The sequence below is a fragment of the Myxococcus sp. MISCRS1 genome (genome assembly GCF_026626605.1).
In the GTDB taxonomy this organism is placed as follows: Bacteria; Myxococcota; Myxococcia; order Myxococcales; family Myxococcaceae; genus Myxococcus; species Myxococcus fulvus.
The window spans coordinates 691,706-711,208 of the sequence record NZ_JAPNKB010000001.1 but is presented as its reverse complement, the minus strand read 5'-3'; the positions used below and the strand labels follow the sequence as shown (position 1 = coordinate 711,208).

The window sequence follows — 19,503 nt, the reverse complement described above, 5'->3', positions numbered from 1 at the left end:
TACGCGCGTGACTGCCAGAGGAGGAGGGACATGGTGCCGGGAGAGCAGGGGCAGCGCCGTGACGTGTGGGCCTTCTATTCGCTGACCGCTTTCGCCGCGGTGATGTACGCGGTGCCGGGCGAATGGATTCCGGCCATGGCGCCGCTGCGGCTGGCGCTGATGACGTCGGTGGTGGCGGCGGGTTTGATGTTGATTCGCAGGTTGGGGCGCGGCGAGCCGCTCTACCTGGACGGAGCGCGAGGGTGGGCGCTCATCGGCTTCTCCTCGCTGGCGGTCCTGTCCGTGTCGTGGGCGGTGAACGCGGAGGTCGCGCGCTACACGGGCATCGAGCTCTTGAAGCTGACGGCCATCTACCTGACGCTCGTCAACGTCATCACCAGCGGCAAGCGGCTGGTCGTCGTGTGCGGCGCCATGGTGCTGGCCTCCGTGGTGACGTCCATCGGCGTCATCAACTGGTACATGGTGGGGGAGGACCTGGTGGAGGGCTTCCGCGCGCGCTGGGTGGGCGTGTACGCGGACCCGAACCACATGGCCATGAACCTGGTGCTGGTGGTGCCGCTGGCGGTGGCCTTCGTGGCCCGCAAGGGCAGCGCCTGGGTGTGGCGGATTGCCTGTCTGGTGGCGGCGGTGCTGGCGGTGGTGGCCATCGTCCTGTCGCACTCGCGCGGTGGCTTCATCGGCCTGACCGTGGCGATGGGCCTGTGGGCCTTCCGTGAGAAGCGCCGCATCCAGGCCATCGTCGTGGGCTCGCTCTTCGTGGTGGGCCTGGTGGTGTTCGCGCCGGAGAGCTTCTGGGCGCGCAACGAGACGGTGGCGGCCTTCCACGAGGACGCGTCCGCCATGGGCCGCGTCTACGCGTGGCAGGTGGCCAGCCGCATGAGCCTGGACAAGCCGCTGTTGGGCGTGGGCGCGGGCAGCTTCCGCTACGCGTGGGCGGAGTACGCGCCTCCGGAGGCGACGCGCGCGTACGTGGCGCACAACATCTTCCTGGACGTCATCGGAGAGCTGGGCTGGGTGGGCCTGGCCTTCTTCCTGGTGTTCGCGGGAGGCGCGTCGGGCGGGGCCTTCGCCGCGTCGGCCAGCCGCACGATGGGGTGGATGGCGCGAGCGCTGTCGGCCTCGGTGGCCGGCTATCTCGTGTGTGACTTGTTCTCCGGCTACATCCTGTCCGCGCACTGCTACGTGCTCTTCGGCCTGGCGGCCGCCGCGCACCGCATCGCCCGGGCGGAGGAGGCCAAGGAGTCGCTGGGTGTGCCAGAGGGGCGCTCGTCCGCCGCACCGGTGGGGGCGTGGGAGGGGTCGGGACATGCGGCGTGAAGAGGTGATGATGGGGGCCAGGCCCATGCGCCTGGTGCAGTTCACCCGCTCGTTCCACATCGGCGGGACGGAGGTGCAGGTGCTGGAGCTGCTCCGGGGCCTGCCCCCCAGCTACCAGCTCCAGGTCGCCGTGCTCGAGGACGCGGGGCCGCTGATGGGCGCGGTGTGGAAGCTGGGCCACACCGCGGAGAGCTTCCCGCTCAAGGGCTCCGTCGCGCAGCCGAACACCGCGTACCAGGTGATGCGCATGGCCCGGTGGCTGAAGTCCAACCGCGTGGACCTGGTCCACGTGCACGACTTCTACTCCACGCTCATCGCCGTGCCCGCCGCGAAGCTCGCCGGCGTGAAGGTCATCGTCGGCCGGTTGGACTTGTCCCACTGGCAGGGCACCGCCCGGCGCGCCGTGCACTCGCGGCTGACGGCCATGGCGGACCACGTGGTGGCCAACGCGGAGGCCATCCGGCGCATGCTGGTGGAGGAGGAGGGCCTGTCCGCCTCCCGCGTGTCCGTCATCCACAACGGCCTGGACCTGGCCCGCTTCGATGCGCGCATGCGCGAGGGCCTCAAGGCGCCGCTGCCGGACACCGGTGACGCGCCGGTGCTCGTGCACGTGGCCAACATGAACCACCCGGTGAAGCGCCAGGAGGACCTGCTGCTCGCCCTGGCCATGCTCCACCACGGCGGCACGCCGCTGCATGCCTTCCTCGTGGGCGACGGCCCCCGCAGGAAGGGCCTGGAGAAGCTGGCCGCGGAGCTGGGCGTCTCCGACACCGTCCACTTCCTGCGTCACCGCACGGACGTGGCCGCCATCCTGTCTCGCGCCACCGTGGGCGTGCTGTGCTCCAGCGCCGAGGGCATGTCCAACGCCGTCATGGAGGGCATGGCCGCGGGCCTGCCCATGGTCGTGACACGCGTGGGCGGCAACACCGACCTGGTGCGCGATGGCGAGCGCGGGCTCGTCGTCCCGCCCGAGCGCCCCGCCCAGCTCGCCCAGGCCATCAGCCAGCTCCTCTCGGACCCCGAGAAGGCCCGTCGCATGGGCCGCTCCGCCCGGGACTTCGTCGCCCGCGAGCTGTCCCTGGAGCGGCTGATCCGCCTCCATGACGCGCTGTATCAACGGGTGGTACACGGCCACTAGCCAGGGAATGTCAGACCGCCGTGGATACTTCGCGTCGTTCGCCGGCAATGGGGGGCCGGCTCCTCCGTAGGGTGGGGTGGACCTACCCTACCTCGGAGCACCCGCCATGTTGCTGCCCCTCCTGGCCATCCTCGCCGCCGCGCCGGCGACCCAGACCTGGAAGTTCGACACGGACGGAACCCCTCAGGTTCACCTGTCCAATGTTAATGGCGCCGTTCGCGTAGATGCGGTAGACGGGAATAGTGTGGTAATCGAGGCTGTTCCGGAAAATCCCGGAGATTCTGGTCCTCGGATGGATGTCGAGGTCACCCAGGAGGGTGACGAGGTGCGGGCGAGGGCGTGCTGCGGCCCCTGCGAGGAGCGGTGGCAGTCGTGCAAGGGCACGGCGGGGGCGATGCGCTTCGTGGTGAAGGTGCCGAAGGCGTCGGAGCTGGAAGTGTCGGTGGTGAACGCGGGGGTGGTGGTGAAGGGGGTGACGGGCCCGCAGAAGCACTCCACCGTCAACGGCCGTGTGGAAGTGAACGGCTCGGAGCGACGTTTGTCGGTGAGCAGCGTTGAAGGGGAGGTGGTACTGGCTCCCCGGAAGCTCGAGGACACGGAGGTCAGCACGGTGTCGGGCAACGTCCGGCTGAAGCTGCCGGAGCGAGCGGACGCGCGGGTGGAATTCAGTTCCGTGGGGGGCAGTTTCAACGGGAGCTCTGTCAGCCTCGGGTCGAAGAAGAAGACCTATGGCGCGGGCACCCACACGGTGGAAGTGAGCACTGTCGGAGGCTCGCTGACCGTCCAGGAATAGCTTTCGAGGCCCGTCTCCAAGTCAGACGGCCCGGGGCGCTCGCCGGTGAAACTCCAAGGCGCCGGCGAGCGCTCACTTTTTTACGCGGGGCCCCTCGTCCTCCCATGGCGGAGCGAGGGGCCCTTCGTGTTTCAGGGCGCGTCGTCGTCGCCCTGGACGGTGCCCGGGTCTCCGCGGTGATCCGCGCCCACCAACTGGGCGACGCTCTGGTACCCATCCCTCTCGAGCATCTGGGCCAGCGTGGGCAGAAGCCCCCGCACCATGCCCGGCCCCTCGTAGATGAAGCCCGTGTAGACCTGCACCAGGGACGCGCCCGCGCGCAGCTTCTGGAACACGTCCGCCGCGGTGAAGACGCCGCCCACGCCGATGATGGGCAGCTTCCCGCCCGAGCGCTGGTACGCGCGCGCGATGACGGCGTTGGAGGCCTCACGCACGGGCGCGCCGGACAGGCCGCCGGCCTCCTTCGCGAGCGGGTGCTCGAAGGGCCGGGCCACCGTGGTGTTGGTGGCGATGAGGCCGGCGAGCTTCTGGGCCAGCGCCACGTCCACCACCTCGTCCACCGCCTCGGGCGTCAGGTCCGGGGCGATCTTGAGGAACAGCGGCTTGCCCGGCGCCACGGTGTCCAGCCGCGCCCGCACCGTGCCCAGGAGCGCCGACAGCACCTCCGGCTCCTGCAGCTTGCGCAGGCCCGGCGTGTTGGGGGACGACGCGTTGACCACCACGTAGTCTCCCAGGGGCCCGAGCGCGTCCACGCACGCGACGTAGTCCTCCACCGCGCGCTCCAGCGGCGTGTCCTTGTTCTTGCCCAGGTTCACGCCCACGGGGCCGGGGTGCCAGGTGCGCGCGCGCAGGTGCTGGGCGGCCACGGCGGCGCCGTGGTTGTTGAAGCCCATGCGGTTGATGACGGCCTGGTGCTCCGGCAGGCGGAACAGGCGGGGCGTCGGGTTGCCGGGCTGGGGGCGGGGGGTGACGGTGCCCACCTCCACGGCGGAGAAGCCGCAGGCGAACAGGCCGTCCACCGCCTCCGCGTCCTTGTCCAGGCCCGCGGCCAGGGCCACCGGGTGGGCGAAGCGCAGCCCGGCGACCTCCACCGCGAGCGAGGCCGGCACGCCCTCCAGCGCCCGCTCCCGCAGGGACTCGCACAGGTCGCGCGAGTGCCCCAGCTGGCGCAGGCCCCAGAGCCCCAGCCGGTGCGCGCGTTCGGCGTCCAGCTTGAAGAGCAGCGAGCGAGTCAGTCCGTACATGCTCGCTGCTCAGCCCGGGATGAACGACGCCTGGCGCGCCCACGCCAGCGTCTGGTCCACCTGCTCCGGCGTGAGGATGCCGTGGCTCTCGATGAGCTCGATCTCCCGGCGCATGTCCGTCTCGAGCAGGTAGGGGCCGTCGGTGTTGATGGTGAACTTCACCTTGCGGTCCCAGAACGTCCGGACGATGTGGCGCAGCTCCTCGATGCCCTCCACCGCCTTGGTGTGCAGGTTGGAGGTGGGGCACAGCTCCAGGACGATGTCCTGCTCGCGCAGCACCTTCATCGCGTTCTCGTCATAGGCCGCGCGGATGCCATGGCCGATGCGGTGCGGCTTGAGCTTGTCCACCACGGACATGACGCCCTCGGCGCCCGTGCCCTTCGTCTCACCCGTGTGCACCGTGCACTTCAGGCCCGCCTTGCGCGCCCGGCCGAAGAGGTCCTCGTACTGGGCCACCACCTCCGGCTTGAGCTCCATCGCGTTCGTCTCCGTGCCGGCCAGGTCGATGCCGTACACGCCGCGCGTGCGGTACTTGATGGCCTTGTCCACGAGGATGCTGTTGAGCCGGTGGTCGAACTCGCGCGCCAGGCAGAAGATGAAGCCCACCTTCACGCCGTACTCGAGCACCGCCCGGTCCATGCCGCGCAGCGCGGCGTGGATGATGTGGTCCAGGTCCAGCTCCGAGTGCAGGTTGCGCTTCATCGGGTTGAAGCGCAGCTCGATCTGCGTCACCCGGCTGCCGCGGTACTCCTTGCCGATGATCTCGTAGACGGAGCGTTCGATCGCGCTCGGCGACGACTGGATCTTCTCCGTCCAGGTGTGGAGGATCTTCAGGTAGTCATCCAGGCTGCCCACCTTGCCCGGACGGGAGGTGATGAGCTCCACGAAGTCGAAGTACGTCTTGACGGGGAGCTTGAAGCCTTGCTGATGGGCGATGGACCAGAGGATGTGGGGGGCCACCGAGCCGCCCACGTGGATGTGCAGGTCGATCAGTTCGCGTGCCATGGCGGCATGTATGCACAGTGCCGGGCGCGCGTAAAGGATACGGCCGTCACCTGCGCAGCAGCAGGTACAGCGCCCCCGTCCCACCGTCTTGCGGACGTGCGGTGCAGAACGCCAGCACCGCCGCGTTGATGCGCTTCTGCGCGAGCCACGCCTTGAGCAGCTCCTTCAACACCGGCAGCTGTTGCTTGGAGTGCAAACCGCGGCCGTGGACCACCAGCACGCAGCGGCGGCGGGCGCGGCGGCTGTCGGACAGGAAACGCTCCAGCGCGGCGCGGGCCTCCAGCTGCGTCATGCCGTGCAAGTCCAGCTGCCCCTGGATGGAGAAGTCCCCGCGCCGGAGCGAGCGCAGCAGGTTGCGGTCGACGCCGGGCCCCAGGCCCTCGATGTGCTCGCCCACCTCGGCGATGTCGAACTCGCCCGGGCCGCCGGCGACCAGCTCGCTCAGCTCCGCGAGCGCCTCCGCGTTCTCGTCCACCAGCTCCGGCAGGCGGGGGTTGGACTTGGGGGGCTCGCCGCGGTGGGTGATCTGCGCCACGCCGTCCATGGCGGAGAAGAAGAGGGACGCCTCGTCCTCGGGGCTCTCGTGCGCGGCCTGGCTCTTGCGCGCGGGGGCGGCGGGCGGGGGCGCCTTCTGCTTGCGAGCCTCCTCCGCCGCGCGGGCCTGGGCCTCCTTCTCCTTCTTCTCCTGCTCCTGGATGCCCTTGATGGCGCTCTTGAAGGGGTTGTTGTGGAAGGCCTCTTCCTTCTTCTTGGGCGGGGGCGGCTTGCGGTGCTGGCTCATGGGGGGCTTTCTCTTCGAGTCGCTCGCGCGGGTTGTAACCCAGGGCTACAGGCCGCGCAGGCGTCGGATTTCCTCGTAGGCGTCGCGGACCTCCTGGAAGCGGCGGGCCACCTCGTCGGCGTCCTCGCCCTTCAGGTGGGCATGCTTGTCCGGGTGCAGCTCGGCCGCGAGCCGGCGGAAGGCGCTCTTCACCTCGGAGTCCGTGGCGCCGGAGGACAGCCCGAGCGCCTCGTAGTGGGCCGAGGCGTCCCCCAGGTGCAGCGCGGCGATGGCGCGCTGCTCGTCGGCGGACAGGCCCAGCGCGTCGCCCACGCGGGCGAGCACCTCGCGCTCGGAGCGCTGCAGCGCCCCGTCCACCAGCGACAGCTCGTACAGCGCGTCCAGCAGGCGCCGCCGCTCGAGTGACGGCAGGGCCTCCTGGCAGGCGGCCGCGGCGTCCTCCAGGTCGGGCGGCACGGCGATGAAGTCCTTGAGGCGGCCGCGCACGAAGTCGAGAGAGTCCGGGCCGTACTTGAGGACCTCCTCGAAGTAGCGGCGGATCTCCTTCACCTCCTCGCGCCGCACCTCCCCGTCGGCGCGGGCCACCTCGACGAAGAGCGCGCACAGGCTGCGGGTGAGGTGGGCGTCGGCCTCCTCCTGCACGGAGCGCGCGTCGAGTGGCGCGTTGGGGGCGCTGAAGCCCGGGTGGGCCAGGGGTGGGAAGTCCGCGAGCGCGTCGGGGGACTCGGCGGGCAGGGCGTTCATCTCGTCGAAGCGGTGGCCGACGACGCCGCCGACGACACCGAGCAGGATGATGGCCCAGGGACTGCCGATGAGCAGCCCGACCATGAGACCTATCATCGCCCCCAGCACTTTTCCTGAGCCCATGGCCGCCGTTTACCTCCCTGCTCGCCGGGGAGTCTCTCATAGAGTGGGGTGACCTATGGCCCAGTTGATCGATGGCAAGGCAGTGGCGGCGCGCGTCCGGGCGGAGGTGAAGGCGGAGGTGGACCGCCTCAAGGCGGAGCAGGGCCTGGTCCCCGGGCTCGCGGTGGTGCGGGTAGGGGAGGACCCCGCGTCCAAGACGTACGTCACCGGCAAGAAGAAGGCGGCCGAGGAGGTGGGCTTCCGCTCCTGGGAGCACCACCGCGACTCCACCGTCTCCCAGGACGAATTGCTCGCGCTGGTGCGTCGCCTCAACGAGGACCCCGCCGTGCACGGCGTCCTGGTGCAGCTGCCCCTGCCCCGGCACATCGACCCGGATGTCATCATCTCCGCGGTGCGGCCGGAGAAGGACGTGGACGGCTTCCATCCCCTCAACGCGGGCAACCTGGTGCTGGGCCGTCCCGCGACGCGCGCGTGCACGCCGCTGGGGGTGATGCGCCTGTTGGAGGAGATCGGCTGCGAGCCCTCCGGCAAGCGCGCGGTGGTGGTGGGGCGCAGCAACATCGTGGGCAAGCCCATGGCGCTGATGCTCCTGCAGCGCAACGCCACCGTCACCCTGTGCCACAGCAAGAGTGACCTGCCTTCCGAGGTGTCCCGCGCGGACATCCTCGTGGTGGCCGCGGGCGTGCGGGAGCTGGTGAAGGGCGCGTGGATCAAGCCCGGCGCCGTCGTCATCGACGTGGGGATGAACCGCAAGGAGGAGGACGGCAAGCTGGTGGGGGACGTGGAGTTCCAGGCCGCCGCCGAGCGCGCGTCGTTCATCACCCCCGTGCCCGGCGGCGTGGGGCCCATGACCATCGCCATGCTCATCCGCAACACGCTCGAGGCCGCGGTGCGTGGCGGGGGCCCTTCCTCGGCTTGAACCGACGGTGGTTGTCCTTTTCTCCCATTGACAGACTCACGGAGTGAACGCCTCCGTGAGGCATCATGGCGGGTGTGTGTGTTTCAGGACGTCGCTGGCGCCCATGCCCGCGCCGTCGGCGGCTCCCTCGTAAGAAAGACAGACGCTCACCGGCGAGTCCTCCGCCCGGGCCACCCTGGCCCGTCGTCTCGCGCCGCACCTTGACCGTCGGCGGGCCCCTGCCTGGTTTCAGCGGGCCGGACACGAGCCGTGCGGGAAAGGGGGATGCCCGCATGGCGTTGCGCCCGGCGAGTGCCGCGGGCATGGAGTCGCGACATGAATGTCATTCGAAGCGTGGGACTGCTGGCCTGTGTCTGGTTCATCGCGGGGCCGCAGACGGCGTGGGCCCAGCGCGCACAGCGCACGCAACATCCGGTGGTCTTCGCGCATGGCCTTGCCGGGTTCGACAAGCTGCTGGTGCTCGACTACTTCGGGGACGAGCTGGGCAGCTTCGTGGGAGACGCCTGTGACGAGCTGCTGGAGCTGGCCTGCAATCCCTTCCTGAATCCCGGACAGAAGGCCTTCGCCGCGCAGGTCCTGGCCTTCCACAACTCGGATGTCCGCGGGCTGGACCTGGCGTCCGACATCGAGGGCGTGCTGGCGACGACGGGCGCGGCGCGGGTGAACCTCATCGGTCACTCGCAGGGCGGAATCGACGCGCGCAAGGCGGCGCGGGTGCTCGCCGAGCGGCGGGGACGGCCCGTGGTGGATGTCCTGGTGAGCGTCTCCTCGCCGCATCGGGGCTCGCCCGTGGCGAAGTTCGTGCTGGACCTGAACCCCACCGTGACGGAGCTGGCCAACATCCTGGCGGCGGTCTACGGGAACATCATCTACGAGGCGGGCAATGACGGCTTCGCGGCCCTCAAGCAGCTCGTCTACGACGACTACGACGCCAATGACGGCGTCACCACCGGCGCGAAGGCGTTCAACCAGAACCACCCCATGGACCCGCGCTACGCGTCCCACTACGCGTCGTTGATGACCGCGCAGGCGGGGTTGGACGTCAGCCCCGTCTTCCTGCTCGTCCAGAAGACCGTCTATGACATCGACGGGGATGAGTACTGCGTGGATGACTGCGACAATGACGGCGCCGCGGGGCAGGGCGACGGCATCCGCGACGAGCGCGATGACGACGGCGTCGTCGGCATCAACTCGCAGCAGATGGGCCCGCGCCTGCGCTACACCGAGAACCTGCTGGGCCTGGGCGCCGTCACCGTGGATGCGTCCCTCGGCCCCGTCACGGACCTGAACGCGCCGGGCCCCGCGCAGATGACGTCCCTGTCCAGCGTCATCGACCAGGACCACCTGGATGTCGTGGGCTTCGGGCCGGACCTCTTCAGCGAGCGCTCGTTCTACGCGGCCATCATCCAGTACATCAGCCAGAACGAGTGACCGCCGCCGTGCGCGTGGCGCCTCACTCCCAGGACAACGAGTAATCACAGTCGAGCAGCTCCAGCTCGCGGCCCTCGATGCGCACGTGTCGCGCGCCGAGGGCCTCGAGCGCCGCCCTCAGCACGCCGTGGTGATACGGCGGCGGCATGAAGTCCCCACGCACGTGCAGGCACCCCTCGCGCTCGCTGCTCCATGACACGGTCCGCTTCCCGTAGCTGACGGACGCCGCGTAACCCCACGGCATGTTGTCCACCAGCCTCCGCGGTGAGCCATTGGCCACGCTCAAGAGCGTGCGGCCCACCGCGGACTCCAGGAAGTCCTTCGTGGCCTTCTCGCCCAGGGTCTTCATCGCCGCGTCGAAGCCCCCCAGCCGGGGCGCGAGCAACCCCGCCGCGCAGTACGTCAGCCGCAGGAAGTCATTGACGGGGTAGAGGAAGAACGGGACGAACCTGCGCTCCTTCGAGGCCCGCGCGCAGCGCTCCCGCGTCGCCTCGCCGGCGATGGCGCGCACCACGTCCAGCGTGCCCAGGAAGAACATGCCCCGCGTCTTGTCCTGGGCGGTGGCCGAGGCCAGCCTCCGCGCGAGCTGCGTGAGCGGATCCACCACCCTGCCGGGCTCGGAGCCCGCCTGCGCCGCCTCTTCCGATTGCGTGCTCACGTCCATGTCCCGGATGAGATTGCGTCGCTTCCTACGCCCAGGACACGACGTACTCGCAATCCAGGAGGCTCAGCGGTCGTCCACGCACCCGCGCCACCCGCGTGCCCACCGCCTGCAACACCGCCAGCAACACCCCCTCGTGGTAGGTGTGCGGCATGAAGTCCCTGAACACGTTGATGCAGCCCTCCTGGTGGCCCTTCCACGTGACATGGCGCTCGCCGTACGTGACGGCCGTGCGGTAGCCCGACGGCAGGTTGTTCACGAGCCGACGCGGATCTCCCGCCGCCAGCATCAGGAAGCTGCGCCCCACCACCGAGTCCAGGAAGTCATGGGTGGCCTGCGCGCCGATGATGCGCATCGCCGTCTCGAAGCCTCCCAACCTTGGCGCCAGGATCTCCGCCGCCGCGAAGGACATCCGCAGGAACGCGCTGACGGGGTAGAGGAAGAACGGCACGAAGCGCCGCTCCCCGGACGCCGCCAGACATCGCGCCGCCTGCGTCTCACCCGCCTCGCGCCGCACCACGTCCAGCACGCCCAGGAAGAACATGCCGCGCGCGCGGTCCTCGCTCGCGGCCAGCCCCAGCCGGCGCTCCAGCTCACAGCCAGGGTCCAGGACCTCCCTCTCCCGGCTCCGGAACGCAATCACAGTCATGGACTCCCCCCGTCATGGAACTCGCGACCCGCGCCACTTCGCGCCCGGGCTGCCTCCCCTTGAAAGTGAGGCAAACCGCGTAGCCTGGAAAGCCCGCCTGGCTGCGACGCGAGTCGGTGTGCGCTGTCCTTGTGGGGACAGTTGAGGGCGCCTCCAGACGGAGCGCGAGGGCGCGACACGTGGGGACGGCCTTGGCGCGAGGTGACGGCCAATGCACAGCCCGCGCTGCGGGCCGGGGGCGTTCTGGCGTTTTCTGGTCGTTCCTCGAGGACCACGCCTGGAGGAAACGGGGCCTGACGGGGCGTGTCGCATGGAAAAGGCATCCAGGGCGGACGCCGCGATGCGACAAGCCCCCCGCGCGAGGGCTCGCGCGAGGGGCCTGGATGCCCAGGGAGGGGAGGGCGCTTCAGCGGCTCAGGACCTGGACCTCGATGCGGCGGTTCATGTCGCGCCCCTGCGCCGTGTCGTTGGACGCCACCGGCTGCCCGGAGCCCACGGCGGCCACGTCCAAGCGGTTGGCGGAGATGCCGTCCGCGACGAGCGCCGAGCGCACCGCCTCCGCGCGCTGCTGGGCCAGCTGCCGGTTCACGTTCGCGTCGCCGGTGGAGTCGGTGTGCCCCTCGATGCGCACGCGCGCGTTGGGCTTCTCGCGCAGCACGGAGGCCAGCTGCCCCACGCTCGCGTCGCTCTGCGGCGTCAGGCGCGCGGAGCCCTCCTCGAAGCCCACGCCGGCGAGCACGAAGCTCTTCGCGCCCCCCTCGATGGCCTGGCGCATCGTCTGCGCGTCCCGGGCGATGGTGGGCGTGCTCATGCCCGCGGTGCCCGCGCCGCCCACGCCGGTGTCCGTCTGCTGGCGCGGCGCCGGCTGGGTGACGCTGGCCTGCTGCCGGCGGGGCTCGTCGCGCCGCGAGCGGGTGAGGAACCACCCGGCCAGGAGCGCGAGCAGCGCCACCGGGATGACCCAGCCCAGGTTGCGCTTCTTGGGCTCGTCATGGTGCACGGGCATCCGCTCGATGGGCTGCTGCCGGCGCACCGTCTCCACCGTGGGGATGGAGCGCGCCTCCTGGACCTCCTCGACGACGCGGGGCCCCGCGCCGCCCATGCCCAGGATGCTGCCCAGGCCCGCGGGCATCGCCGCCGCGAGCAGGGATCGCTGGCCGCCCAACAGCTGCGACAGGCCGGAGGCGCCCATGCGGTTGTCGCGCACGTGCTTGCCGATGACCCCCATCACCATGGGCGCCACCATGGCCATCATCCCCGTGGCGGACCTGCTGTTGCTGAAGCCGCCCGTGCGGCCCAGCGCGCTGGAGACGGCGCCCAGCTTGTCGCCGAACAGCCCGCTGAGCATGCCCTGTCCGCGCTCGGCCATGTCCGGCGCGAAGATGTCCTCGTTGCCCGCGTTGGGCCCCGTGAAGCCGCCTTCGTTGAGCTGGGACAAGAGCCGCTGCGCGCCGCCCTCGGTGGAGCCCCGCTCCGCCACGCTCCCGCCAATCGCGGCGATGGCGCCCGGCAGGGCCCGGCCCAGCGACATCGGGTCCTCACCCAGCGAGGACCCCATCTTCTGCATCACGTTGCCCGTGAAACGCTCACGCACCATGTCGATGAGGTTGAACATGTGATTTCTCCTCCGCTTCGTTCGGCACCAGTCGCCCCGGTGCGGGGAGTCGCTCTCGGACGGCATGGAGCTCCGGGCTCCGGTGCGAACGACTCTTCAGGGAACGAAGGTGCGGAGCGCGTCGCCAGGGCACATCGCCCCGATGTCGCGCTCGGGCGCGGAGGCCTCCGCCCGTCCGGCCGCATGCGTCCAGCCAGGCCGCTGGCGGGGCTTGACGCCGGGAGGGCTCGGCGGGAGCGTCGCCTCCTGTCGGTTCGAGGGAGGACGAGCGTGCCATCGCGTGAGGAGCGGCTGGAGGGCGGGCTCTGGGGGTTGCTCGTGGGAGATGCCCTGGGGGTGCCCTATGAGTTCCACGCTCCGGAGGCGATTCCCCCGGCGCGCGACATCGAGCTGGAGCCGCCCGCGGGCTTCCACCGCGCGCACCCGGGCGTGCTGGCGGGGACGTGGTCGGACGACGGCGCCCATGCGCTGTGCCTGCTGGACTCGTTGCTCTTCAAGGGCCACCTGGACCTGGACGACCTGGGCCGGCGGCTGGTGAACTGGCGCGAGTGGGGCTACCTGGCCGTGGACGGGCAGGTCTTCGACGTGGGCATCCAGACGGACCGGGCCCTGGCGATGTTTCGCGCCGGCGCCCCCGCCACGAGCGCCGGCCCCTCGGGCGTCCAGGACAACGGCAACGGCTCCTTGATGCGCGTGCTGCCGCTGGCCCTGTGGCACCGGGGCAGTGACGCCCAGCTCGCCTCGGACGCGATGCACCAGTCCCTGGTGACACATGGCCACGTGCGCGCTCGCGTGTGTTGCGCCCTGTACTGTCTTTGGGCCCGCCGTGCGCTGGAGGGCGCCGCGCGTCCCTGGGCCGAGGCCGTGTCGGGCATGCGCGCGCTGTACCCACCGGGCAGCGAGGCCCGCGAGGAGCTGGACGGCGCCATCCTCCCGCTCGGCGCCGAGGACATGCCGGGCCACGGCACCGGCTACGTGGTGGACTGCCTGCGCTCGGCGCGCGACTGCGTGGCCACGGGCGGTGACTTTGAAGGCGTGGTCCGCGGTGCCATCCGCCTGGGCCACGACACCGACACCACGGCCGCGGTGGCCGGCGGAATCGCGGGCGTGCTCGGGGGCGTGGGGGCGATTCCTTCGCGCTGGCGCTCGGCCATGCGGGGCACCGAGCTGGTGGCGCCGCTGCTGCGCAAGCTGCTGGCGCACCACGCGAGCCCCTCGGCGCAGTGAAACCACGGGCTCCACTCCGCCCACCCCCCCGGGGGCGGAGCGGAGCCCTGAACCAACGCCAGCCGTCGGCGGGACCTCGGGCCCGGGTTGGAATCGCCCTTCTGACTCCGACAGGCTTCGAGCCGGGTCCTTACGCCAGCACCACGCGCGGATGATATGACCCGGGTGATTTCCTGCAACTCGATTCAAAACGGGATTGTGTGGATGTGTGGACGTCTGGCTTTGGAATTGTACCTGGGTACAATGCCTGTCATTGCAGCCAGGGTGTCGGCTGGTCCTGGAGCGCGACGAAGATGTCGTCGGTACCACAACCGGTCTAAGTGGAAATAACTGTATTGCTGGATAGGTGCGTCGCGTTAAGATGGCGCGGATCCTGAGGGGCCAGTACGGCCGGGGTGAGCCTGAGGATGGCGACCAATCTTGAAGTGGAATCGCTCGTGGGCCGGGCGACGTCGGCTCATGCGGGCAAGCGGGAGTCCCGCTCGAGTCCCACCGTGCCGACGACGGAGTCCGGGCGGCTGGCCTCGCTGTCGTCCGATGGGGCGATGGCGGCGCGTGTGCGAGCGGTGGTGGCGGAGTACCTGGCCGCGGTGCGGGCCCGCGCGGACCGGCTGTGCCTGGGGCTGATGGTGGGCCAGTGGCTCTTCGCGCTCGGCCTCGCGTGGGTGACGTCCATGCCCTCCTGGGGGCCGGAGCCGCACCTGTCGCCCCAGCCCTTCTGGGGGGCGGTGTTGTTGGGCGGGCCCCTGTCCATCATCCCGGTGACGCTGGCGTTCCTGCGGCCGGGCGCGGTGGTGACGCGGCAGGTGATGGCGGTGTCGCAGGTGCTGTGGTCCGTGCTGCTCGTGCACCTGTCGGGTGGGAGGCTGGAGACGTACTTCCATGTCTTCGGCTCGCTGGCGCTCCTGAGCTTCTACCGGGACACCCGCGTGCTGGTGACGGCGGGGGTGACGGCGGTGGTGGTGCACGTGGCGCGCAGCATCGGCTGGCCGGAGCCTGGGGCCGCGTTCGCGGGCGGGCCGACGTGGGGCGCGCTGGAGCTGACGTTCTGGGTGGGGCTGGTGGATGCGGTGCTGGTGCTCGCGTGTCAGGGCGCGGTGCGCGAGATGACGCGCGTCGCGGAGCGGCAGGTGTTGCTGGAGCGGGCGTGTGAGCGCGAGCGGCAGGAGCGCGTGCGCCTGGTGGAGAACAGTGGCCGGGAGCTGCGCGACTCGCGGGAGCGGGTGGCCCGGATGGAGAAGCTCGCGACGGTGGGGCAGCTCACCGCGACGGTGAGCCACGAGCTGCGAAACCCCCTGGCCGCGGCGCGCACGGCGAACGCGGCGGTGGTGCGGCGGCTGCGCAGCGTGAGTGGCGCGCAGGAAGACGAGCGGATCCAGCGCTTCCTGGGCATCATCGAGCGGGAGCTGTCCGTCTGCGCCAGCCTCACGTCGGAGATGCTGGAGCTGGTGCGTGACAGGCCGCTGGTGCTCCAGCCGTGCTCGCTGCATGGGCTGGTGGAGGAGGTCATCGACCTGGTGCCCGCGCGCGAGGCCGTGCACGTGGTCAACCACGTGTCCGTGGGCCTGGAGCCGCCCTGGGTGGACCGCGAGCTCTTGCGCAAGGTGCTCATCAACCTGGTGCAGAACGCGGTGGAGGCCATGCCGCAAGGGCGCGAGGGCAGGGTGGAGGTCTCCGCGGAGATGGCCACCGGGCGCGCCTTCCACATCCGCGTGGCCGACAATGGGGATGGGATTCCGGCGAGCGTGCTGGAGCGCATCTTCGAGCCGCTCTTCACCACCAAGGAGCACGGCACCGGCCTGGGCCTGACGGTGGTGTCCTCCACCCTCCGGCAGCACGGCGGCACGCTCCGGGTGGAGAGCCGCGAGGGGGAGGGCAGCGTCTTCACGGTCAGCCTGCCCGGGACGCAGGCTGCGAGCGGTGTCGCCTGTCCGTCGTGACGGCCCGGCTCAGAACAGCCGGGTGAGCCGCAGCGTCGTCGGGCCCGACAGCGAGTGGAGGCCCGAGTACAGGCACGGCGCCAGGTCCATGGTGGAGAGCGCGTGGGTCATCACCACCGCGTCGCCCTGGAAGCGGCCCTCCGTCACCATGCCGATGGACACGTAGGCGCGCGTCCCGTCGATGTTGTGGATGCCCGCGCCCTGGACGGAGAAGGTGGACATGGAGCCGTCGTCCCACGTCACGGTGGCCTGGAGGGGGCCCAGGTTGGACGCGCAGCTGGTGGTGTGCCGGGCCAGCGCCACCAGCCTGCCCGAGGTGACGAGCGGATCGCTCGAGGAGCAGCGCTCGTAGGTCGTCTCGTTCGAGTAGGTGACGTCCCGGTTCGACAGCCGCAGGCCCGGGTCCCACGCCTGATAGGCGGCGCCGGTGCACGTCAGGTCCGTCATGCCCACCTGCGCCCGGGCGGGTGGGGTGAAGAGGACGAGCGGGGCCAGGAGGACGGGGAGGAGTTTCGAGGGCATGGGTCGGCTCCGTGGAAACGGACGGCTCGGGGTGAGCCGTCCGTGCCTCGCTCGCCAGTGGCGGTGCGGGGACGCCGGATGAGTGGTGCCCCTCCGGGAGCGTCACCAGTCCGCCTTTCGGTCCCATGCGCCTGTCGGGAATCGGCCGCGCGGAAGCTCGCGCGGTCCGCCGCGTCAAGGCTGGGGCAGCGGCAGCGGCAGTGACGGCGTGTTGATGATGAGGGCCGTCCTGCCCTGCAGTGCCCTCAGGCCCATGGGGGTCAGGCACGGCAGGAAGTCCCGGGCGGCGAACGCGTTGGTGAGGGACACCAGGCCGCCCTCGAACTGACCCGACGTCACCCGGCCGAGCGAGGTGAAGATCTGCAGGTTGCCCACGACGTTCACGCCGATGCCCAGCAGCGAGACGGTGGACCTGCTCCCGTCGCTCCACTCGATGACCGCCTCGACCCGCTCGATATTGGCCAGGCAGCTGTTGTTGAACGTCTCGTCGACGCGGATCCTCCCGGAGGTGATGCCGGTGGACGCCGACGTGCACTCGGTGAAGTCCGTGTCGTTCGTGTAGCGCACGTCCGCGGGCAGCACCTTCAACCCCGGCGTCCACGTCTGCTTCACGGTCCCCTTGCAGGTGATGTCCGTGAGCTGGACCTGGGCGGAGGCGGGGGCGGCGTGCAGCAGGACGGCGGCGAGCAGCGCGGGAAGGATGGACAGCAGGTGACGCGGCGACATGACGGCTCCGTGAGGACTGGGCTGGACGGTGCATCCGGTCCAGCACCCCGGGCCGACACGCTGGATGGGCCGGTCATCGGGGCTCCGAATGAGTGCTGCCCCACCCGGTCCCCATCACCCGGACCACGGGTGCCGGATGACTGTCGGCTCCTCCGTGCCCCTTGCGCGCGCCGTCCGTCAGCTCCGGAACGCCTCACGCACGCCCTCGCGGCGCAGCGTGAAGAGCATCCAGATGGCCACCGGCACGCCGACGACACACGCGGGCGACAGGATGTAGAGCGCCGTGATTCCGCCCACCGTGGCCAGCCCGTAGCCCTTGAGGTTCATCGCGCTCATCGCGCCCCACGCGGAGAGCACGCCGCACAGGATGCCCACCACCAGCATCAGCGCCAGTGACCAGCTCAGCTCCAGCGTCGTCGCGGGTGCGCCCGCTGGCACCAGCGGCGACGTCACGTGCATCGCGGCCAGCACGAAGCCCGCCAGGTTGAAGAAGACGTTCAGCACCCCGGTGCACAGCAGGAAGAAGGCCGGGGCCCGGATGATCTCCACGACCTTGTAGCGGGGATCATCGGGGGGAAGATGGAGACCAGGACCGCTCATAGATGGGCTCGAAGGGCGCTCACGATCATCCGCGTCGCCGGGGACTTGTTGAGCGTATAGAAGTGGATGCCGGGCACGCCGCGCGACAGCAGCTCCATGCACTGCACCGTCGCGTGCGCCACGCCCAGCTGCACCAGCGCCTCCGGCTGGTCCTTCACCCGCTCCAACTGGAGCCCCAGGCGCATGGGCACCGTGGCTCCGCACATGCGCGTGAAGCGCTGCACCTGCTCGTAGTTGGTGATGGGCATGATGCCGGGGACGATGGGGATGTTGATGCCCGCGCGGCGGGCCCGCTCCACGAAGTCGAAGTAGAACGCGTTGTCGAAGAACAGCTGCGTCACGACGAAGTCCAGCCCCGCGTCGACCTTCGCCTTCAGATGACGCAGGTCGTCGTCACGGGAGGCCGTCTCCACGTGGCCCTCCGGATAGCACGCGCCCCCCAGGCAGAAGTTGAAATCCTCTTCTCGGATGAATCGCACCAGCTCCGACGCATAGGAGAAGCCGCCCTCGGTGGGCTGGAAGGTCGTCTGGCCCTGGGGCGGGTCCCCGCGCAGCACCAGCACGTTGTCCAGCTTCGCGTCGGCCAGGCGCTGGAGCACGTCCCGCAGCTCCTCCCGGGTGTGCCCCACGCACGTCAGGTGGGCCATCGCCTCGATGCCCGTCTGCTGCTTGATGCGGCTGACCAGCTCCAGCGTCCTGTCGCGGGTGCTGCCGCCGGCGCCGTACGTGACGGACACGAACCCCGGCTCCAGGGGCGCCAGGTCCTCCAGCGTCCGGAGCAGGTTGGCCACCCCCTCGTCCGTCTTCGGGGGGAAGAACTCGAAGGAGAAGCAAGGGTTGGACGGATTCAACCGATTACGAATCTTCATGTCGGACCCAGTGTAGACGTTCCGCGTCGGCCTTGATCGGCGAAGGTGCGCGGCTATAGTCCGCGCCGTTTTCATCCCCCCTTCAGGAGAAGCCGATGACCCGGCGTACGCCGCTCAACGAGGCCCACCGCGCGCTGGGCGCTCGGATGGTCGACTTCGCGGGCTGGGACATGCCCGTGCAGTATTCCTCTGTCATCGCCGAGCATGAGGCGGTGCGCAACGCCGTCGGCCTCTTCGACGTGTCGCACATGGGCGAGGTGGAGTTCAAAGGCCCGGGCGCGCTGGAGACGGTCAACGGCCTCATCTCCAATGACCTCGCCCGCATCGCGGACGGCCAGGCGGTCTATGCGGGCCTGCTCAACGAGCAGGGAGGCTTCGTCGACGACGTCGTCGCCTACCGCTTCAGCCCCGAGCGCATCCTCATCTGCGTCAACGCCAGCAACCGCGAGAAGGACTTCGCGTGGATGAAGGAGCACGCGCGCGGCGTCACCCCCGTGGACCGGGGCGACGAGTACGCGCAGATCGCCGTGCAGGGCCCCAAGGCGGTGGGCCTGGTGCAGCGGCTGACGAAGACGGACGTGTCCAAGGTGGGCACCTACCGCTTCGCCGAGGGCGAGGTCGCCGGCAAGCCCGCCATCATCTCCCGCACCGGCTACACGGGCGAGGACGGCTTCGAGCTGTACTGCGCTCCGGGTGACGCGGCGGCCCTGTGGAGCGCGCTGCTCACGGAAGGCCAGCAGGACGGCGTCAAGCCCTGCGGCCTGGGCGCGCGCGACAGCCTGCGCACGGAGATGAAGTACGCCCTCTACGGCAACGACATCGACGATGCCCACACCGCGCTGGAGGCGGGCCTGGGGTGGATCGTCAAGCTGGACAAGGCGGGCGGCTTCATCGGCAAGGACGCGCTGGTGGCCCAGAAGGCCGCGGGCGTGAAGCGCAAGCTGGTGGGCTTCGAGCTGACCGGCGCCGGCATCCCCCGCCACGGCTACCCCATCAAGAAGGACGGCACCCTGGTGGGCGAGACCACCAGCGGCACCATGGGCCCCACGGTGAAGAAGCCCATCGGCATCGGCTACGTCCCCACGGAGCTGTCCGCCGAAGGCTCCACGTTCGACGTGGAGATCCGCGGCCGCGCCGTGCCCGCCGTCGTCGTCAAGACGCCCTTCCTCAAGAAGTCCTGAACCCTTCCCGCCCCCTGG

19 protein-coding genes are annotated in these 19,503 nt (G+C 70.3%); 8 read left to right on the top strand and 11 right to left on the bottom strand.

The window, feature by feature from the left end; all coding sequences use genetic code 11:
* Window positions 1-30 precede the first annotated feature (30 nt).
* From exoJ to OWM54_RS02520, 3 genes are all read left to right on the top strand, one after another.
* The gene (gene exoJ, locus OWM54_RS02530; protein WP_223751753.1) at window positions 31-1,317 is read left to right on the top strand and encodes a spore coat polysaccharide polymerase ExoJ; all 1,287 of its coding nucleotides are present in this window, start codon (window positions 31-33) and stop codon (window positions 1,315-1,317) included.
* The gene (exoK, locus tag OWM54_RS02525) at window positions 1,307-2,455 is read left to right on the top strand and encodes a spore coat polysaccharide biosynthesis glycosyltransferase ExoK (RefSeq protein WP_223751752.1); all 1,149 of its coding nucleotides are present in this window, start codon (window positions 1,307-1,309) and stop codon (window positions 2,453-2,455) included. The genes exoJ and exoK overlap by 11 nt, the downstream gene beginning before the upstream one ends.
* A 106-nt stretch (window positions 2,456-2,561) precedes the next feature.
* Window positions 2,562-3,248 (top strand): DUF4097 family beta strand repeat-containing protein, encoded by a 687-nt coding sequence (locus tag OWM54_RS02520; protein WP_267696525.1) that lies wholly within the window; start codon window positions 2,562-2,564, stop codon window positions 3,246-3,248.
* 131 nt (window positions 3,249-3,379) lie between these two features.
* Here OWM54_RS02520 and OWM54_RS02515 read toward each other — a convergent pair whose 3' ends face one another.
* Genes OWM54_RS02515 through OWM54_RS02500 form a run of 4 tightly spaced genes read right to left on the bottom strand, consistent with a single transcriptional unit; the run spans window position 3,380 to window position 7,118 of the window.
* The gene (locus OWM54_RS02515; RefSeq protein ID WP_223751750.1) at window positions 3,380-4,492 is read right to left on the bottom strand and encodes a quinone-dependent dihydroorotate dehydrogenase; all 1,113 of its coding nucleotides are present in this window, start codon (window positions 4,490-4,492) and stop codon (window positions 3,380-3,382) included.
* A gap of 9 nt (window positions 4,493-4,501) precedes the next feature.
* Window positions 4,502-5,497, bottom strand: a complete 996-nt coding sequence (locus OWM54_RS02510; protein WP_046713272.1) for a hypothetical protein — start codon at window positions 5,495-5,497, stop codon at window positions 4,502-4,504.
* A gap of 46 nt (window positions 5,498-5,543) precedes the next feature.
* Complete coding sequence (locus OWM54_RS02505) at window positions 5,544-6,278, bottom strand: Smr/MutS family protein (protein ID WP_223751749.1); 735 nt, start codon at window positions 6,276-6,278, stop codon at window positions 5,544-5,546.
* Between the two features lie 45 nt (window positions 6,279-6,323).
* Entirely contained in the window at window positions 6,324-7,118 is a 795-nt protein-coding gene (locus OWM54_RS02500) for a TerB family tellurite resistance protein (RefSeq protein ID WP_324289039.1), read from the bottom strand.
* An 82-nt stretch (window positions 7,119-7,200) separates the two neighbouring features.
* On the opposite strand from OWM54_RS02500, the gene folD reads away from it, so the two are divergent.
* Complete coding sequence (gene folD / locus OWM54_RS02495) at window positions 7,201-8,064, top strand: bifunctional methylenetetrahydrofolate dehydrogenase/methenyltetrahydrofolate cyclohydrolase FolD (RefSeq protein ID WP_223784657.1); 864 nt, start codon at window positions 7,201-7,203, stop codon at window positions 8,062-8,064.
* Between the two features lie 315 nt (window positions 8,065-8,379).
* Window positions 8,380-9,495 (top strand): esterase/lipase family protein, encoded by a 1,116-nt coding sequence (locus OWM54_RS02490; RefSeq protein ID WP_267696524.1) that lies wholly within the window; start codon window positions 8,380-8,382, stop codon window positions 9,493-9,495.
* Window positions 9,496-9,517: 22 nt separating this feature from the next.
* On the opposite strand, the gene OWM54_RS02485 is transcribed toward OWM54_RS02490, so the two are convergent.
* The 3 genes from OWM54_RS02485 to OWM54_RS02475 form a co-directional block, all read right to left on the bottom strand.
* The gene (locus OWM54_RS02485) at window positions 9,518-10,153 is read right to left on the bottom strand and encodes a TIGR02265 family protein (RefSeq protein WP_223751745.1); all 636 of its coding nucleotides are present in this window, start codon (window positions 10,151-10,153) and stop codon (window positions 9,518-9,520) included.
* A 31-nt stretch (window positions 10,154-10,184) separates the two neighbouring features.
* Window positions 10,185-10,805 carry a TIGR02265 family protein gene (locus tag OWM54_RS02480; RefSeq protein WP_046713278.1) on the bottom strand — a complete coding sequence of 207 codons (621 nt, stop codon included), beginning with the start codon at window positions 10,803-10,805 and terminating at the stop codon, window positions 10,185-10,187.
* A gap of 406 nt (window positions 10,806-11,211) precedes the next feature.
* Window positions 11,212-12,420: an OmpA family protein gene (locus tag OWM54_RS02475; RefSeq protein ID WP_267696523.1), complete on the bottom strand. Its 1,209-nt coding sequence runs from the start codon at window positions 12,418-12,420 to the stop codon at window positions 11,212-11,214.
* Between the two features lie 270 nt (window positions 12,421-12,690).
* Between OWM54_RS02475 and OWM54_RS02470 the strand changes: the two genes are divergently transcribed.
* Window positions 12,691-13,647, top strand: a complete 957-nt coding sequence (locus OWM54_RS02470; protein WP_267696522.1) for an ADP-ribosylglycohydrolase family protein — start codon at window positions 12,691-12,693, stop codon at window positions 13,645-13,647.
* Between the two features lie 494 nt (window positions 13,648-14,141).
* Complete coding sequence (locus OWM54_RS02465) at window positions 14,142-15,587, top strand: sensor histidine kinase (RefSeq protein ID WP_267696521.1); 1,446 nt, start codon at window positions 14,142-14,144, stop codon at window positions 15,585-15,587.
* 9 nt (window positions 15,588-15,596) lie between these two features.
* Here OWM54_RS02465 and OWM54_RS02460 read toward each other — a convergent pair whose 3' ends face one another.
* From OWM54_RS02460 to metF, 4 genes are all read right to left on the bottom strand, one after another.
* Window positions 15,597-16,109 carry a hypothetical protein gene (locus OWM54_RS02460; protein WP_267696520.1) on the bottom strand — a complete coding sequence of 171 codons (513 nt, stop codon included), beginning with the start codon at window positions 16,107-16,109 and terminating at the stop codon, window positions 15,597-15,599.
* A gap of 174 nt (window positions 16,110-16,283) precedes the next feature.
* Window positions 16,284-16,835: a hypothetical protein gene (locus OWM54_RS02455; RefSeq protein ID WP_267696519.1), complete on the bottom strand. Its 552-nt coding sequence runs from the start codon at window positions 16,833-16,835 to the stop codon at window positions 16,284-16,286.
* Between the two features lie 177 nt (window positions 16,836-17,012).
* Complete coding sequence (locus OWM54_RS02450) at window positions 17,013-17,435, bottom strand: hypothetical protein (RefSeq protein ID WP_223751739.1); 423 nt, start codon at window positions 17,433-17,435, stop codon at window positions 17,013-17,015.
* A complete protein-coding gene (gene metF, locus OWM54_RS02445; protein ID WP_223751738.1) occupies window positions 17,432-18,304 on the bottom strand; it encodes a methylenetetrahydrofolate reductase [NAD(P)H] in 873 nt (290 codons plus the stop codon). The genes OWM54_RS02450 and metF overlap by 4 nt, the downstream gene beginning before the upstream one ends.
* 95 nt (window positions 18,305-18,399) lie before the next feature.
* Between metF and gcvT the strand changes: the two genes are divergently transcribed.
* Window positions 18,400-19,485, top strand: a complete 1,086-nt coding sequence (gene gcvT / locus OWM54_RS02440) for a glycine cleavage system aminomethyltransferase GcvT (protein ID WP_223784651.1) — start codon at window positions 18,400-18,402, stop codon at window positions 19,483-19,485.
* The last annotated feature ends 18 nt before the right edge of the window (window positions 19,486-19,503 follow it).

Excerpts from the sequence above, each read along its gene's own strand:
- exoJ (WP_223751753.1), top strand. The coding sequence starts at position 31 with ATGGTGCCGGGAGAGCAGGGGCAGCGCCGTGACGTGTGGGCCTTCTAT.
- exoK (WP_223751752.1), top strand. The coding sequence starts at position 1,307 with ATGCGGCGTGAAGAGGTGATGATGGGGGCCAGGCCCATGCGCCTGGTG.
- OWM54_RS02520 (WP_267696525.1), top strand. The coding sequence starts at position 2,562 with ATGTTGCTGCCCCTCCTGGCCATCCTCGCCGCCGCGCCGGCGACCCAG.
- OWM54_RS02515 (WP_223751750.1), bottom strand. The coding sequence starts at position 4,492 with ATGTACGGACTGACTCGCTCGCTGCTCTTCAAGCTGGACGCCGAACGC.
- OWM54_RS02510 (WP_046713272.1), bottom strand. The coding sequence starts at position 5,497 with ATGGCACGCGAACTGATCGACCTGCACATCCACGTGGGCGGCTCGGTG.
- OWM54_RS02505 (WP_223751749.1), bottom strand. The coding sequence starts at position 6,278 with ATGAGCCAGCACCGCAAGCCGCCCCCGCCCAAGAAGAAGGAAGAGGCC.
- OWM54_RS02500 (WP_324289039.1), bottom strand. The coding sequence starts at position 7,118 with ATGATAGGTCTCATGGTCGGGCTGCTCATCGGCAGTCCCTGGGCCATC.
- folD (WP_223784657.1), top strand. The coding sequence starts at position 7,201 with ATGGCCCAGTTGATCGATGGCAAGGCAGTGGCGGCGCGCGTCCGGGCG.
- OWM54_RS02490 (WP_267696524.1), top strand. The coding sequence starts at position 8,380 with ATGAATGTCATTCGAAGCGTGGGACTGCTGGCCTGTGTCTGGTTCATC.
- OWM54_RS02480 (WP_046713278.1), bottom strand. The coding sequence starts at position 10,805 with ATGACTGTGATTGCGTTCCGGAGCCGGGAGAGGGAGGTCCTGGACCCT.
- OWM54_RS02475 (WP_267696523.1), bottom strand. The coding sequence starts at position 12,420 with ATGTTCAACCTCATCGACATGGTGCGTGAGCGTTTCACGGGCAACGTG.
- OWM54_RS02460 (WP_267696520.1), bottom strand. The coding sequence starts at position 16,109 with ATGCCCTCGAAACTCCTCCCCGTCCTCCTGGCCCCGCTCGTCCTCTTC.
- OWM54_RS02455 (WP_267696519.1), bottom strand. The coding sequence starts at position 16,835 with ATGTCGCCGCGTCACCTGCTGTCCATCCTTCCCGCGCTGCTCGCCGCC.
- OWM54_RS02450 (WP_223751739.1), bottom strand. The coding sequence starts at position 17,435 with ATGAGCGGTCCTGGTCTCCATCTTCCCCCCGATGATCCCCGCTACAAG.
- metF (WP_223751738.1), bottom strand. The coding sequence starts at position 18,304 with ATGAAGATTCGTAATCGGTTGAATCCGTCCAACCCTTGCTTCTCCTTC.
- gcvT (WP_223784651.1), top strand. The coding sequence starts at position 18,400 with ATGACCCGGCGTACGCCGCTCAACGAGGCCCACCGCGCGCTGGGCGCT.